The organism is Salinimicrobium maris (assembly GCF_049680855.1).
In the GTDB taxonomy this organism is placed as follows: Bacteria; Bacteroidota; Bacteroidia; order Flavobacteriales; family Flavobacteriaceae; genus Salinimicrobium.
Genome location: NZ_JBMPGS010000001.1, coordinates 147985 through 164249 on the forward strand (window position 1 = coordinate 147985; position 16265 = coordinate 164249).

At 41.0% G+C, this 16265-nt stretch carries 13 protein-coding genes; 6 read left to right on the top strand and 7 right to left on the bottom strand.

The annotated features are described in order from the left end of the window. Window positions 1-3 precede the first annotated feature (3 nt). Both ACOV1Q_RS00755 and ACOV1Q_RS00760 read right to left on the bottom strand, forming a co-directional pair. Complete coding sequence (locus ACOV1Q_RS00755) at window positions 4-414, bottom strand: Na+/H+ antiporter subunit B (RefSeq protein WP_424492521.1); 411 nt, start codon at window positions 412-414, stop codon at window positions 4-6. A gap of 30 nt (window positions 415-444) precedes the next feature. After that, window positions 445-2763 carry a putative monovalent cation/H+ antiporter subunit A gene (locus tag ACOV1Q_RS00760; protein ID WP_424492522.1) on the bottom strand — a complete coding sequence of 773 codons (2319 nt, stop codon included), beginning with the start codon at window positions 2761-2763 and terminating at the stop codon, window positions 445-447. Between the two features lie 280 nt (window positions 2764-3043). Between ACOV1Q_RS00760 and ACOV1Q_RS00765 the strand changes: the two genes are divergently transcribed. Then, a complete protein-coding gene (locus tag ACOV1Q_RS00765) occupies window positions 3044-4816 on the top strand; it encodes a M61 family metallopeptidase (RefSeq protein ID WP_424492523.1) in 1773 nt (590 codons plus the stop codon). A 75-nt stretch (window positions 4817-4891) separates the two neighbouring features. On the opposite strand, the gene ACOV1Q_RS00770 is transcribed toward ACOV1Q_RS00765, so the two are convergent. The 5 genes from ACOV1Q_RS00770 to ACOV1Q_RS00790 all read right to left on the bottom strand — a co-directional run bounded on the left by ACOV1Q_RS00770 (window position 4892) and on the right by ACOV1Q_RS00790 (window position 11316). Then, the gene (locus ACOV1Q_RS00770) at window positions 4892-5182 is read right to left on the bottom strand and encodes a F0F1 ATP synthase subunit delta/epsilon (protein WP_424492524.1); all 291 of its coding nucleotides are present in this window, start codon (window positions 5180-5182) and stop codon (window positions 4892-4894) included. Window positions 5183-5256: 74 nt separating this feature from the next. Then, window positions 5257-6768, bottom strand: a complete 1512-nt coding sequence (gene atpD / locus ACOV1Q_RS00775; protein ID WP_424492525.1) for a F0F1 ATP synthase subunit beta — start codon at window positions 6766-6768, stop codon at window positions 5257-5259. A gap of 287 nt (window positions 6769-7055) precedes the next feature. Next, window positions 7056-8909 (bottom strand): glutamine--fructose-6-phosphate transaminase (isomerizing), encoded by a 1854-nt coding sequence (gene glmS / locus ACOV1Q_RS00780; RefSeq protein ID WP_424492526.1) that lies wholly within the window; start codon window positions 8907-8909, stop codon window positions 7056-7058. A 3-nt stretch (window positions 8910-8912) separates the two neighbouring features. Then, a complete protein-coding gene (gene bamH / locus ACOV1Q_RS00785) occupies window positions 8913-10484 on the bottom strand; it encodes a BamH family beta-barrel-assembly machinery protein (protein WP_424492527.1) in 1572 nt (523 codons plus the stop codon). Between the two features lie 22 nt (window positions 10485-10506). Further along, on the bottom strand, window positions 10507-11316 hold the full coding sequence (locus ACOV1Q_RS00790; RefSeq protein ID WP_424492528.1) for a glycogen/starch synthase: 810 nt from the start codon (window positions 11314-11316) through the stop codon (window positions 10507-10509). A gap of 110 nt (window positions 11317-11426) precedes the next feature. On the opposite strand from ACOV1Q_RS00790, the gene panC reads away from it, so the two are divergent. Genes panC through radA form a run of 5 tightly spaced genes read left to right on the top strand, consistent with a single transcriptional unit; the run spans window position 11427 to window position 16173 of the window. Beyond that, window positions 11427-12275 carry a pantoate--beta-alanine ligase gene (panC, locus tag ACOV1Q_RS00795; RefSeq protein ID WP_424492529.1) on the top strand — a complete coding sequence of 283 codons (849 nt, stop codon included), beginning with the start codon at window positions 11427-11429 and terminating at the stop codon, window positions 12273-12275. Between the two features lie 6 nt (window positions 12276-12281). Continuing rightward, entirely contained in the window at window positions 12282-12632 is a 351-nt protein-coding gene (gene panD / locus ACOV1Q_RS00800; protein WP_424492530.1) for an aspartate 1-decarboxylase, read from the top strand. A gap of 4 nt (window positions 12633-12636) precedes the next feature. Continuing rightward, window positions 12637-13602 (top strand): lysylphosphatidylglycerol synthase transmembrane domain-containing protein, encoded by a 966-nt coding sequence (locus ACOV1Q_RS00805; protein WP_424492531.1) that lies wholly within the window; start codon window positions 12637-12639, stop codon window positions 13600-13602. 36 nt (window positions 13603-13638) lie between these two features. Next, window positions 13639-14787, top strand: coding sequence for an alpha/beta hydrolase (locus ACOV1Q_RS00810; RefSeq protein ID WP_424492532.1), 1149 nt, complete (start codon window positions 13639-13641; stop codon window positions 14785-14787). A gap of 21 nt (window positions 14788-14808) precedes the next feature. After that, window positions 14809-16173, top strand: a complete 1365-nt coding sequence (gene radA / locus ACOV1Q_RS00815; RefSeq protein WP_424492533.1) for a DNA repair protein RadA — start codon at window positions 14809-14811, stop codon at window positions 16171-16173. The last annotated feature ends 92 nt before the right edge of the window (window positions 16174-16265 follow it).

Consider the following 16265-nt stretch of genomic DNA (forward strand, 5'->3'; position numbering starts at 1 on the left):
ATCTTAAGTGGATTCAGAAATTGTAAAAATGATTGTAAGGGTCACTCCCACTACCACAAGGTAAACACCTATATCAAAAAATAATGCAGATCCCAGACTTCCTAATACCGGCATGTGATGAGGATACCAAACCCCTGTCATAAAAGGTTTTTCACCAAGCAACGGGACAATCCCACTTAAGAAGGAGATTCCCAGTCCCGTAGGCATTAAAAATCCCGGGTGAATACGAATTAATTCCTTTGTGTTTTCCAGGCTGTTCGCAAAGGCATGCAGCACGAAAGCAATAGAAGCTATCAAACCTCCCACAAAACCACCTCCAGGCAGGTAATGCCCCCGCAATAATATGAATACCGAGAAAACCAGCAACAATGGAAGCATATAATTCGAGGCTATTTTTAAGATGATGGTTTTCATTTTTATCTTTTTTAATTACTTCAGAAAAAATCAGTCGTTAATATTTCTTTCTTCCTTTCTCAACCGCAGCTTCAGCAAACTGAAAACTCCTAACGCAGCAACAGTTAAAACTGAAATTTCTATTAAAGTATCTGACCCTCTAAAATCAACGAGTATCACATTAACAACATTCTTTCCATGTGCCATCACATAAGAGTTAGCGGCGTAAAATTGACTAATTTCCTTATTCACGGGTTCAGATAACACCTCGAGAGAAATAAGAGTGATAAGCGCTCCAAAAACAGTGGCTAAAATGCCATCTTTAAACCGCATTTTATAGTCAGTAATCGATAGGTACTTTGGTAGACTTGCCAGTACAAGTACAAATAAGATTACCGTGAGGGTATCAATTGAAAATTGAGTCATTGCAAGATCGGGCGCGCTGTAGATCACGAATAATAGACAAATAGCATAACCCACAATCCCCATGGCCACCACTGCAGTAAGCCTGGACTTTGCAATCACCACGAATAGAACAGATAAGAACATGATCCCCATAATCACCATTTCATAGTATGTCATTCTGGAAAACGAAGAGAAATCAACAGGAAAGTTTCTTTGTGTCGTAAAAAGGGAATATCCCACAAGTATGATTAGGAATAGAATGACGGTTGACACATAATTCCGCAGGAAACCATTCTGAAAAAAGCCTGTCCATACATTAGAAACGTAACGAAATCCAGAACCAAAGCTTAAAATCAAATTTTTGGGTGCTATAGGATCCAGCTTTGCAATGGCCTTCTCCCGTGCTGCCGAAGGTTTTAAGACAAAATAAAGAATAAAACCAAGAGCCAGAGTCAGAGCGCTTAAGGCCAGAACGTTGTTAAAGCCATGCCATAGTTTTAAATGAACTTCGGCTCCATTCATTCCTACCGCATTTACTACCGGTTTTATTATTGGAGTGTCAATTATAGATGGAATAATCCCGAAAAGGATTCCAAGAGTGGCCAGCAAGGCCGGTGGTGCCCACATAAGAAATGGCGGCATATGTACTTTAGAATAAGCTTCGGGTAATTTGCCTGTAAATGGTTTGATGCCCACTACAAAGCCGGCATAGAGCACCAGGATATTGGTAGAAATTGCAAGTATAGTGAGCGGTATGGTCCAGCCTCCCATGTGTAAGGTAGCTTCATATACCAGATCTTTTCCAACAAAACCGACTGTAGGCGGCATCCCGGCACTGGAAATCGCAGCTAAAACTCCTATGACGGCTACCGGCAACATAACCTTCCGAAGGCCAGAGAGTGCTGTAAGATCCCTTGTTCCGGTTTCGTGATCCACAATTCCGGTAACCAAAAATAAAGTAGCCTTATACAAGGCATGAACAATGATATAAACCGCTGCTGCAGTTAAAGCATATTGGGTTCCCAACCCTATTAAAAAGACCAGAATACCCAACACCGAAATTGTTGAATATGCGAGCACGCCTTTCATGTCTGTCCTGAAAAGTGTATGCACAGCTGAATAGAACATGGTAATTCCACCCACAATTATCAAGGTAGTATTCCAGAACTCTGTATCTCCAAGCACCGGCGTAAAACGTAACAGCAGGTAAATTCCCGCTTTTACCATAGTAGCGGAATGCAGATAAGTTGATACCGGCGTTGGTGCTTTCATCGCTCCCGGAAGCCAGAAGTGAAAAGGAAACTGTGCCGATTTTGTAAAAGCCGCCCCGAAAAGCAAAATAACGATAAGTAGATAATGTTCACTTCCGGTAATGGCACCGCTAAGGTTCATCATTTCGGAAATGCTATAAGTCCCGGCCACGCTTCCCAGCAGCAATGCTCCTGCTAGAAAGAGAAAACCTCCCGTACCGGTGATGGCCAGCGCAAGTATAGCAGACTTTCGCGAGGCCTCACTTGTATTGTTAAATCCAATAAGGAAAAAGGAACTTATACTAGTGAGTTCCCAGAAAAGGAACATTGAAAGCAGGTTGTCTGATAGCACAAGGCCCAGCATTGCCCCCATGAAAATACCAAGGTAACCATAGAACCTGTCAATGTAAGAATGGCCTTTGAGATAAGCTGCAGTGTAAGCAAAAACTAAAAATCCTATCCCGGTAATAAGCAGGCAGAACAAAAGGGATAGTCCGTCAAGGGTAAAATTAAGGTTCAGGCCAAAAGAGGGCACCCATTGATGCGATTCGGTAATAATCTCTCCTCCAGATACCTTCCCAATGAAACTTGCAAAATAAACGAAAAGCCCTAAAGGAATGATGGATGAAAGTACAGCTAACTTACCTCTAAAATATTTACCGGCGATTACCAGAAACAATGAAAATAAGAAGCCTGTGAGTATTGCTGCAAGCATAGTAAACGTTCAAAATTCCGTTAAATGCAAATATAGCAGGAAAAAATGAGGTTTTAAACTTGCCTTTACTTTTTAATAATCAAGAAATTTTATTGAACAATAAACCTTGGAAAAACTGCCCGCTGATTAATAATTTAACAGGATCATTGCTTTATTTTTTCACTGACAGCAGAAGAAAGGAGATGAAAAAGAAAATTAGATTTTCCAGAATATAAAGACGAAGAGTAGCCACAGCTTCCGAAGGAAATTATTAATTTTAGACTTCAAAATTTATTGAGATATGCGAATAATTATCTGTTTATTGTTGTTCACAGGTTTTGGCTTTGCCCAAACGAACACATACGAAGTGTCTTTTGAAAATGCCAAACACCACGAGGCCTTCATAAACGCAACTTTTCCCGATATTTCTGAAGACACCCTTATTTTAAGGATGAGCCGCACGTCACCCGGCCGCTATGCACTTCATGAATTTGTTAAAAACGTGTACGGCCTTAAAGTCACTAACAGCCAGGGAGAACCCGTTCAAATCTCCCGACCAGATCCTTATTCCTGGGCTGTGACAAGCCATGACGGCACTGTAAATGTGGAATATCTTCTCTTCGGAAATCGTGCCGATGGTACTTACACTCAAATTGACGAATCACATGCCCATCTCAACATTCCGGCGACATTTATCTATGCTGAAGACCAAGAACAACGCCCTGTTGAAGTGAAATTTATTACTAATTCTCATCCTGAATGGAAAGTAGCTACGCAGCTTAAAAGGCTTGACGAAAGCACCTTTTTTGCACCCGACTTCTACTATTTCATGGATAGCCCCGTAGAGCTCAGTGACTATGACATGAGGGAGTTTGAAATGGACGGGCAAACCATCAGGTTTGTTTTGCATCACCCGGGAACAGATCAGGAATTTGATGAATATTTCGAAAAGGTGAAAAAGATCGTCGCTCAGCAAAAAGCAGTTTTTGGCGAGCTTCCGAAATTCGATTTTGGAGAGTACACATTTCTTGCAGATTATATGCCGAATGCATCCGGAGACGGGATGGAACATCGCAACAGTACGATTCTTACAGATGTCACCAGTCTTGGCGAAGGCGGAATGGAAGAAAACATCGGGACTGTTTCCCATGAATTTTTTCACGCCTGGAATGTGGAGAGAATCCGCCCAAAATCTTTGGAGCCTTTTAATTTTTCCGAAGCAAATATGAGCGGCGCCCTTTGGTTTGCCGAAGGCTTTACCAGTTACTATACCAATTTGATCCTTGCCCGCGCAGGAATTATAAGTACGCAAGAGTATGTAAAAAGCCTTAACGGCACGTTTAATTATGTGTGGAATTCTCCCGCTCTTCAATATTTCAACCCAATTGAAATGAGTTACCAGGCGCCGTTTGTGGATGCTGCGACTTCTGTAGACCCTGTGAACCGTGAAAATACCTTTATTTCTTATTATTCCTACGGAAGCATGCTGGGACTCGCACTTGATCTTAAACTGCGTCAAAAAGGGCTGAATCTTGATGATTTCATGAAACTAATGTGGCAGAAATTCGGAAAAACTGAAGAAGCTTATACTATTTCTGACCTGGAGCGGACTTTAGCAGCGTACGCCGGGCAGGATTTTGCCGAAAACTTCTTTGGAAACTTCATTTATAACAGCAAAACACCCAATTACGAGGTGCTATTCGCTTCGGTTGGCCTTGAACTGAAAAGAGCATCCAAAAATGCCTTTTTTGGAGCCTCTTTAAAAGATGCTTCCGAAGGAGTGGTGATAAGCAGAAATGTATCTCAATATACTCCGGCTTATGAAGGAGGGTTGAACCAGGGCAACAGGATTATTTCTGTAGACGGCGTAGAATTAGAGGATAAAAAGCAATTTCAGGAGCTTTTGGAGACAAAGAAACCCGGAGATCAACTTCAGCTTAAGATTGAACGCTACGGAAATGAAATGGAGAAAGCGGTGAAATTGGATTCCAATCCGCAGTATACCATTGAAATAAATGAAGATGCAGGAAAGAGTGAAAAGCAGAAGCGTCAAAAATGGCTTTCTGCAAAGTAATTTTAAGAGCCTTATAAAACAAAAAACCTGTTGTGCGAACACAACAGGTTTTTTTTATAGAATATTTTGTAGTGGCTAATCAGCCAAAACAATTACTTTATTGTCTTTCATTTCAACTACTCCGCCATCAACTTCAAGCAAAAGGATCTTATTATCTGCAGTATCCCTGCTAAACTTTTTAGAGATTTTCTTCTCATCAAGGCTTGTGGAGTGCGTATAAACTTTCACAGTTCCCTTTCCTAAAACAGAAACAATAGGTGCGTGATTGTTCAACATTTGAAATTCACCTTCAACTCCGGGAACGCTTACAGAATCTACTTCTGAACTTAAGAGAACCGCTTCAGGCGTGACTATTTCTAAATACATATTTTTTTAGTTTTCAGTCCACAGTAATCAATAGGCAATAACGAATTACTGCCTACTGAATACTGATCACTTTTTTATGCTTCAGCCAACATTTTTTCTCCGGCCTCGATCGCTTCCTCAATAGTTCCTTTAAGGTTAAAAGCTGCTTCAGGAAGGTGATCTAATTCCCCGTCCATGATCATATTAAAGCCTTTAATCGTGTCTTTAATATCAACAAGCACACCTTTTAAACCTGTAAACTGCTCGGCTACGTGGAAAGGCTGCGAAAGGAAACGTTGTACACGTCTCGCACGTGATACGGCTTGTTTATCTTCTTCAGAAAGTTCTTCCATACCAAGAATGGCGATAATATCCTGAAGTTCTTTATATCTCTGTAGTAACTCTTTTACTCTTTGAGCACAGTTATAATGATCTGCTCCTAAAATTTCAGCAGTAAGAATTCTTGAAGTAGAATCCAGTGGATCTACCGCAGGATAAATACCTAATTCGGCAATTTTACGAGACAATACTGTTGTTGCATCAAGGTGGGCAAAGGTTGTTGCCGGTGCAGGGTCAGTAAGGTCATCTGCAGGTACATAAACCGCCTGTACAGAAGTAATAGACCCGTTTTTAGTAGAAGTAATACGCTCCTGCATCGCACCCATCTCTGTCGCAAGTGTAGGCTGGTAACCTACCGCAGATGGCATACGTCCAAGAAGTGCAGATACTTCGGAACCTGCCTGTGTAAATCGGAAAATGTTGTCAACGAAGAAAAGTACATCTTTCCCTTGTCCTTCTCCCGCTCCATCACGGAAATATTCAGCAATTGTAAGACCGGAAAGTGCCACACGTGCACGTGCTCCCGGTGGTTCGTTCATTTGTCCGAATACGAAAGTTGCTTTAGAATCTCTTAAAGCAGATTTATCTACTTTGTTAAGATCCCATCCACCTTCTTCCATGGAGTGCATAAAGTCATCTCCATATTTTATAATACCAGATTCAAGCATCTCTCTCAAAAGGTCATTTCCTTCACGGGTTCTTTCTCCAACACCTGCAAACACAGATAAACCACCGTGTCCTTTTGCAATGTTATTAATAAGTTCCTGGATCAATACGGTCTTACCCACCCCTGCACCTCCAAAAAGGCCAATTTTACCTCCTTTTGCATAAGGCTCAATAAGGTCAATTACCTTGATCCCGGTAAATAATACTTCAGTAGATACAGATAAGTCTTCGAATTTTGGCGCTTCCCTGTGAATAGGAAGTCCGGCTTCACCGGCTTTTGGCAAGTTGCCAATTCCGTCGATCGCATCACCAATTACGTTGAACAATCTTCCGTAGACATCTTTTCCAACCGGCATTTGGATAGGAGCTCCCGTAGCAACTACTTCCACGCCCCTGCTCAATCCATCTGTAGAATCCATAGAAACTGTTCTTACAGTATCTTCCCCAATGTGTGATTGAACCTCAAGAACAAGGATAGACCCATCTTTTCTGGTAATTTCCAAAGAATCATAGATCCTTGGCAATTCAGCAATCTCTGTGTTGAAAGCTACGTCAACCACAGGGCCGATAACTTGTGCAACTTTACCTGTAACTTTAGACATTATCTAATACTTTATTGTTTTTATAAAATAAATAAGAAAAAAATAAATCGGGCCCAATACATTTACCCAAAGTCAATATCTTTTTCAGGCTGCAAAGATATGTTTTTTGCGCAAAAGTTTATAGCGGAAATCACAACTTTTTCAACTTCCTTCAAACCCGCATTTTCTCTGGTCTTCAGGCAATAAAGACTTCAACTGTCGAAATTCTGCAGCCGTTATTCCGAAAAAATAAAAACCCCTGCAGAAAATCCTTTTCCGCAGGGGTTTCAAACTATTTGAGAATTCACTTATTCCACAGTAACCGACTTCGCCAGATTACGTGGCTGGTCCACATTCTTACCAAGCAATACTGCTATATGGTAGGAAAGCAATTGTAAAGGAATTGTCGTAATGAGCGGAGTCAAGGATTCAATTGTATCTGGCACTTCAATAACATAATCTGCAAGATCACGTACACTGGTATCTCCTTCGGTCACGATCCCGATGATCTTTCCGTTCCTGGACTTGATCTCCTGAATGTTACTAACTACCTTCTCATAATGCCCTTTTCGGGTAGCGATCACCACTACCGGCATTTCTTCATCGATCAAAGCTATTGGACCGTGTTTCATTTCGGCAGCAGGGTAACCTTCTGCATGAATGTAAGAGATTTCCTTTAATTTCAAGGCACCTTCCAAAGCTACAGGAAAGTTGTATCCTCTCCCCAGATACAAACAATTTCGAGCATCTTTATACTTTTCTGCAATTTCCTGGATGTGCTCGTTAGACAGCAGCGCAACCTCGATCTTTTGAGGAATGGTGTCCAATTCACTCAAATGCATGTGAAAATCGGAATTTGAAATTGTTCCTTTTGCTTTTGCCAGTTTGAGCGCGATCAAAGTAAGAACGGTGATCTGAGTTGTAAAAGCCTTGGTCGAAGCAACACCAATTTCTGGTCCTGCGTGGGTGTAAGCACCTGCATTGGTCTCTCTTGAGATAGAAGAACCTACGACGTTACACACTCCAAATACAAAAGCTCCTTTCTCTTTAGCAAGTTTAATGGCCGCCATAGTATCTGCCGTCTCACCACTCTGTGATATAGCTATGACTACATCTTCTGAAGTGATTACAGGATTCCTGTACCTGAATTCAGAAGCATATTCTACCTCAACCGGGATACGGGCGAGGTCTTCGAAGATATACTCTGCAACCAGTCCTGCATGCCATGAAGTACCGCAGGCAACAATGATGATCCTTTTGGCGTTGGTAAAACGCTCCAAATTATCATCAATTCCAGCCATTCGAATAATTCCTTCGTCCACAAGAAGTCTTCCTCTATAGGTGTCAGAAATGGCATTTGGCTGCTCATATATTTCCTTCAGCATAAAATGCTCAAAACCGCCTTTTTCTATTTGCTCAAGATTTAACTGCAATTCCTGGATGTAAGGATCTACCAGTTTATCATCTTTTATTTGACGCACACTAACTCCTTTATTTCTTCGAACTACAGCCATTTCACCGTCCTCCAGATATATGGCATTGTTGGTAAATTCTATAAACGGAGAAGCATCTGAAGCGATAAAATATTCATCTTCACCCACCCCTATAGCCAGCGGGCTACCTAAACGTGCAACTACAATCTCATTCGGTTTGTTCTTATCAAAAACAGCAATTGCATAAGCACCTATGGTTTGGTTCAAGGCTATTTGCACGGCTTTTCCAAGCTTCACTTCCTCCTTCTTCATTACATCTTCAATAAGGTTTACCAAAACCTCAGTATCTGTATCTGAAGTGAAATTGTACCCCCTTTTCACCAACTCCTTTTTAAGAGATTCATAGTTTTCAATGATCCCGTTATGGATGATCACCAGCTCTCCAGAATTTGAGTAGTGAGGATGAGAATTCACATCATTTGGAACACCATGTGTAGCCCATCTCGTGTGACCAAGACCAATTGTTCCCGAAGGATCCACTTCATTCTCAAGTTTTTCTTTAAGATCTACAACCTTTCCTTTGGTCTTGCTTAATTTTAATTCTTGTTTGTCATCATTATACAACATCATTCCCGCACTATCATAGCCGCGGTACTCCAGCCTTTGCAAACCTTTAAGTACAATTGGATAAGCCTCTCTATGGCCAATATATCCTACAATTCCACACATGATCTAATTTTTTGGTTCTGTATAAAAAATCTGCAGTTTCAATCTCTTTTCCTCATTTTCTGCTTCAGGCCCATAAAGAACTGTTCCTAAAGGCGAAATGATTGAACCTGAAGGAATCTTTTCTATTTCTACATCTGAAGATTCCTTAACTGCTGAATTTGCTATTAAATTTACATTTTGGGAAACCACCAGTCCCAGTCTTACATTGGTTGAATCTGCATTGATCACTCTTCGCACATGCTCTGTCATTCTCATCTTATAACTAACACCATTTTCACTGTCATCACGAACTAGTGGCCCAAGATGGGCATCGTTAATCGTAGAAGTCATTGGGTTTACTTGCCCGGGGGTTTCAAACCTATAATCGGCCAACATGATACCATTGTCAAGATCAAAAAGATATAAACGCTCCGGTTCACGGCCTGCCGCCATTTCCTGTTGATCTACGAAAAAGATAAGATTGGCTTCATTAATTAACCATTCGCTTTCCCTTAGGGATTCCAGGTCATCTGAAACTCCATCCCCATCGGCATCACTTCCTGAGAAAAGCTCTATCACAGCCATGGAGCCTTGACCACCTCTTAGGTAAAGCCTGTCATCCTGAAATTGCGGAGATTCCTGTTCAAATGTATTTACAATATTCTGCCCAAGACCAAGTTCAAATGATTCCTGAACATTCACAAGCTCCTCAGTATCACCATCATCATCGGCATCATCGGCGTCTGCCTGTTTTGTCGTGTAGTACAAGGTAATCCCGGCTTCCGAATTCTTGAAGTTCAGCAGCATCATCGTGCCCTCGTTATTTACCGGCTCTACATTAAAATATAGTCCGCGCAGGTAATTCTGAAAATTGTTATTACTTGACAGTTCTCCTGAACCTGCCATATCTAGAATCTTTTCCTGAAAGAATTCCGTAGACAGTTTTAACCGCATTCTTGGCGCAAGTCTTAGCGTATCCATTACACCTTCCTCGTTCTCCTCAAAATAGATCACCTCTTCCCCGGATGGTAGGAACTCCTGCTCCTCCAAAATGACATTTCCGGTAAGGTTTTCCTCAATACGCGGGTGCATATTTGAATAATATTTCTGGGTGTCTTCAAAATCTGTTTCAGGATCGAAGTTATTCAGAAACAAGCCCGACTCTTCTATGGACAAACGCACCGGTCCCATTCCGTAGAGTGAATCTAGTTCATATTCCACCACACCATCTTCAGAGGTTTCTCCTTCTGTAGAAAAATAAGGAATCGTCAACACCACACTATCAAGTACGGGTTCTGTTCCAAAAGTGGGATTAGTCGATGAAAGCTCCAATTGACTTAACACATTTGCCTGCTCCAATCCAAAAACAGGATCATTATAAACTCCAAGGAGGTGCACAGGCAGATTATTTGTTTGCACAGCCGTTAAGCGATGAGTTCTTGCAGAAATCTCGGCATCTTCATATAGTGCCGCGTTAAAATTTGGTGCTCCAATGATATCGCTCCCTATGGAATCAAAATCATTCTCACATCCTGTAAAAGAAAAAACAACAATAAAAATTGCTGTTATTTTCAACATCGTTCTTTTTATAGTCATTCGGTTTATTGAATTCTTCGATTTAAGATAAAACTTCATTAGTGTAGAAATCCTGGTATGCCTGTGCAAATTCTTCTTTATTCTTATAGTCAAGCACCGGCTTATCAAGCTTCTTGAGATACTTTTTAAGCTCTTCAGGGATATTATCTCCCGCAATCACTGCAGCATCAGAATTTTCTACAGCGGTTTTCATAAGGTTCACATAGTTTGGCGTCTTAAGATGCCGCACCTGTTCATTTTCGAGTCCGTCAAAAAGTACTTTCTTGTGCATATCTTTATCTAACGTACCTTCGAAGCCTGAATTGTATACAGAAGTAACAACTTTCGCAGTATTGAACAACGGCTCATTACCATAATAGTTCCTAAGGTAAAGTGGCAACAGGGAAGAGAGCCATCCATTAACATGAATAATATCTGGAGACCAGTTTAATTTTTTAACAGTTTCAATCACTCCTTTAGCAAAAAATATCGCTCTTTCATCATTGTCAGGAAAGAGCTTTCCTTCCTCATCTGTAAGTGTTGCTTTCCTTTTAAAGTAATCTTCATTATCAATAAAATAAACCTGCATCCGCTCTTTTGGAATGGAGGCTACCTTAATAATTAGAGGCATGTCCAGATCATTGATCACGAGATTCATACCTGAAAGCCTTATCACTTCATGAAGTTGATGCCTTCGTTCATTAATGTTCCCAAACCGGGGCATAAAAATACGAATTTGGCCACCCTGATTGTTCACTGCTCTGGGGGCTTCAAACGATAATGATGAGATTTCGGTTTCGGGTAAGTAGGGTATTACTTCAGATGATACGTACAATATCCTCTTATCTTTCATAGAATCACTTCTTTTAATGCTGTTGGGAATAAAAAACAAGCAAAATTACAAAATTTTATGCAGATTGCCAGTATTATATTAAGTTTGCACGCTGTTAATTTTCGAATAAGATGCAGATTTATAAGGAGAAGCAAGCCATTGGCGACCTCATTAAAACCTTCAAAAATGACGGTTTGAGCATTGGTTTTGTCCCCACCATGGGAGCATTACATGAAGGTCATATTTCCCTGGTGAAGCAGGCGCTGGCCTCCAGTGACAGAGTGGTGACGAGCATATTTGTGAACCCTACACAATTTGATAATGCCGGAGATCTCGAAAAATACCCGCGCACTTTTGAAACCGATCTGGCTCAACTTGAAAGGCTTGACAAAAACATCATCATTTTCTCCCCCGATCCTTTCGACATCTACGGAAATGATATTTCTCCTGAACATTTTTCCTTTGACGGTCTCGAATACGAAATGGAAGGAAAGTTTCGAAAAGGCCATTTTGACGGAGTGGGAACTGTGGTGAAAAAGCTTTTTGAAATAGTACAACCCGATAAAGCCTTTTTTGGAGAAAAAGATTTTCAGCAGTTACAAATTATAAGAAAATTAACCGAAAAGCATAACTGGCCAATTCAAATTATAGGCTGTCCCATTGACCGCGAAACTAATGGTCTTGCAAGAAGTTCAAGAAATGAAAGGTTATCTCCAGAAGACCGACAAAAAGCGGCGTTCATTTATGAAACGCTTCAGCAAGTGAAAAAGGAGTTTGGCACAAAAAGTGTCCTGGAAGTAACCGAAAACGTCAAAAACGAATTCGGGAAAAATCCAGACCTGAAACTCGAATATTTCGAGATCGCTAATGAAGCAACTTTAAAGTCTGCAACAAAACCCCTTAACGGTGAAAGATACCGGGCATTTATTGCAGCGTATTCAGGTGACGTTAGATTAATAGATAACATAGCTTTAAACTAGGCCATTATGCAAATTCATGTTGTAAAATCAAAGATTCACAGAGTAAAAGTAACAGGCGCAGACCTTAATTATATTGGAAGTATCACTATAGATGAAGATCTTATGGATGCCGCTAACATCATTGAAGGTGAAAAAGTGCAAATTGTTAACAACAACAATGGAGAACGCCTGGAAACATATGCAATTCCCGGTCCGCGGAATTCGGGAGAAATTACCCTAAACGGTGCTGCAGCCCGCAAAGTGGCAAAAGGGGACATTCTTATTCTTATTACTTACGCGATGATGGATATAGAAGAAGCGAAAGCCTTCAAACCTTCACTCGTTTTTCCTAATGAAGAAAATAACATGTTGACCTAACAAGTTGAAGAAGAAAACCAGAACCATTTTAAAAACCATACTCCCACTATTGCTGGGAGTTTTTTTGATCTGGTATTCCCTGGGCAGCGCATCTGCCGAAGAAAGGCAGGAATTGTGGCGAAATATAGTTCGCGCCGACTCCAAATGGATTTGGATTTCAATTGTACTAGGAATTTTTTCGCATCTCTCCAGGGCATGGCGCTGGAAATACCTGCTGGAGCCTTTGGGTTATAAACCCCGCCTCTCCAATAGTTTCATGGCTGTCATGGCAGGTTATTTAGCAAATATGGGCATTCCACGTTCCGGGGAAGTCCTTCGGGGCGCCACCATCACCACCTATGAAAATGTGCCTTTTGATAAGGCTTTTGGCACCATTGTTTCTGAAAGAATAGCCGATCTTATCATGCTGCTGTTTATTGTTATCTTCAGTTTATTTCTACAAACCGATAGTCTTCTCTCCTACTTTGATGAACAAAACATAAATCCTTTCGTCTCTATTGGCGCTTTTCTATTATTGGTTGTTCTGGGAGTAATTGGGTTAAAAATTATAAAAACCTCAACCTGGCCTTTTTTTGTCAAAATCAGGAAATTCGCTCAGGGTTTACTGGAAGGCATGCGCACAATTCTCCAAATGAAACAAAAAGGTGCTTTTATTTTCCACACGGTTTTCATCTGGGCCATGTACATACTCATGTTTTACGTCATCAAATTCACCATACCCGAAACCGTTTCTCTCTCCTGGGCAGGAATCATGGCTGCTTTTATTGTAGGTACCTTCGCTATTTCCACCACCAGTGGCGGGATTGGAGTTTATCCTGTCGCCATGGGAGCTGTTCTTTTGCTCTTCGGAATAAACCAGCAGGCAGGAGAAGCCTTTGGGTGGATCGTTTGGGGCTCACAAACCCTAATGGTCCTGGTGCTTGGCGGACTTTCCCTTTTGTTGCTCCCTGTTTTCAACCAAAACAAATAAATAGTTATATTGCTATGATTTCCAAATCTATAGCATATGACAAAAAAACTACTTTTAGCATACATATTCCTTATTTCTGCGTTAGTTCAATCTCAGGTCAACTACGAAACATTCAAGTCTTCCAAACTGAAGCAGGAAAGAGAAATAAAGATCCAGCTTCCCCGAAGTTACGATAGCAGACCAGAAAAAAGATATCCGTTAATTATAGTTCTTGATGGCGATTATCTTTTTGAGCCCATGGCCGGCAATGTAGATTATTATTCGTATTGGGATGAGTTGCCTGAAGCTATTGTAGTGGGCGTAAACCAGGAAGGTTCTCGTGAAGATGATACATTTTATAGTCAAAAAGATTATCTCCCTTATGATGCCGGTGCCAGTTTCTTTGAATTTCTTGGTATGGAACTCTTACCTCATCTTGATGCAAAGTATAGAACTACCCGCTTTTCTGTCCTTGCAGGACATGATCTTACCGCAAACTTCATCAATTATTATCTTTTTAAAGAAAAGCCACTTTTCAAGGCTTACATAAACCTTAGCCCAGATCTTGCACCACAAATGCAGGAGAGAATTGTGCAAAGTCTTAGAACCACGAAAACTCCCGTCTGGTTCTATCTTGCAACAGCTTCCGGCGACATAAAGAATTTACGTGAAGGTTGCGAAGACCTTGACCGGGATCTAAAAAGGATTGAGAATAAAAACCTGCACTATACCTTTGAGAATTTTGATAATGCCACCCATTACTCGGTCGTAGGCCAGGCAATTCCCCGGGCTTTGGAAATTATATTTGATGTTTACAGGCCCATCAACCAGGAAGATTATGACCGGGAAATCGTAAATTCTGGTAATTCTCCTTACGATTACCTGATAAACAAATATGAAAAAATAGAAAGCTATTACAGTCTAAAACAAAAAATAAGGCTGAACGATTTTTTAGCCATTGGTAAGGCGCTAGAATTTAATCAAAAGTGGGGAGAACTTGAAAAATTGGGAGAACTGGCCCTGGAACACCTGCCTGAGACTATGCTGGGCACCTATTACCTTGCACGCTCTTATGAGGAACTAGGCAGGCCAAAAAAAGCCATGCGCACCTATCAAAATGCATACGGACAGCAGGAAATAGCCTTTATCACAACAGATTTTATGCTGAAAAAGGCTGAAAAAATTAAAGAAGATTTCGGTTATTAGCCTTTTCAAAATTCATCCTGAATGGCCAAAACAAAAACAACATTCTACTGTCAAAACTGTGGCACCCAACATTCAAAATGGCAGGGCCAGTGCTCTTCCTGTCGGGAGTGGAATACACTGGTAGAGGAAGTATTGCAAAAAGAAGATCCCAAAGACTGGAAATCACCTGCAACAAAACAGGCAAAACGTGCGGCAAAACCTTTAAAACTTTCAGAAATTGAAACTTCGACAGAGGTTAGGCTCAATACTTACAACAATGAATTAAATCGGGTACTGGGCGGAGGAATTGTTCCCGGATCCCTCACACTTCTAGGCGGCGAACCGGGAATTGGTAAAAGTACGCTCTTACTTCAAATTTCTCTCCATCTAAAGCTGAAAACCCTTTACGTTTCGGGAGAAGAAAGTCAGCAGCAGATAAAGATGCGGGCCGATAGAATCAAACCCGAGGCTTCTCACTGTTACATTCTAACTGAAACAAAAACCCAGAACATTTTCAAGCAAATTGAAAAGCTGGAGCCAGAAATTGTCATAATAGACTCCATTCAAACCCTGCACAGTGATTATATAGAAAGCAGCCCGGGAAGCATTTCCCAAATTAGGGAATGCACTGCAGAACTCATCAAATTCGCTAAAGAAACAAGCGTCCCGGTGATTCTTATTGGTCATATTACTAAAGAAGGAAGCATTGCCGGCCCCAAGGTGCTTGAACATATGGTTGATACCGTTCTTCAATTCGAAGGAGATCGCAACCACGTCTACAGGATTCTGAGAGCCCATAAGAATCGTTTTGGTTCTACCAATGAACTAGGTATTTACGAAATGCAGGGCAACGGACTAAGAGAAGTAGACAATCCTTCGGAAATACTCATCTCTAAAAATGCAGAAGACCTAAGTGGAACTGCTATTTCTGCCACTTTGGAAGGAATGCGGCCGTTAATGATCGAGATCCAGGCTCTGGTAAGTTCTGCCGTTTATGGCACTCCGCAACGCTCTACTACGGGATATAATGCAAAGCGCCTTAACATGCTCCTCGCCGTGCTGGAAAAACGTGCCGGCTTTAAATTGGGTGCAAAAGATGTATTTTTGAATATCACCGGCGGAATTTCAGTTGATGATCCCGCGCTGGACCTTGCCGTGATAGCCGCTATCCTCTCGTCTAGTGAAGATATAGCAGTCCCCAAGGATATTTGTTTTGCTGCGGAAATAGGTCTCGCAGGTGAAGTACGTCCCGTAACACGAGTGGAACAAAGAATTTTGGAAGCCGAAAAGCTTGGCTTTAGCACTATCATGATCTCGAAGCAAAGCAAGATTCCCGGCAGCAATTACTCCATCAACATTCAAAAAGTGTCAAAAATAGAAGATATTGTCTCTTATTTATTTGGGTAAGGAGACCTTGAACATGTTGTTCATCCTTCCATAAATTATTACATCTCAATCCATTATTATTAAAATTTCCGTAATTTTAATCAAATGCAAAA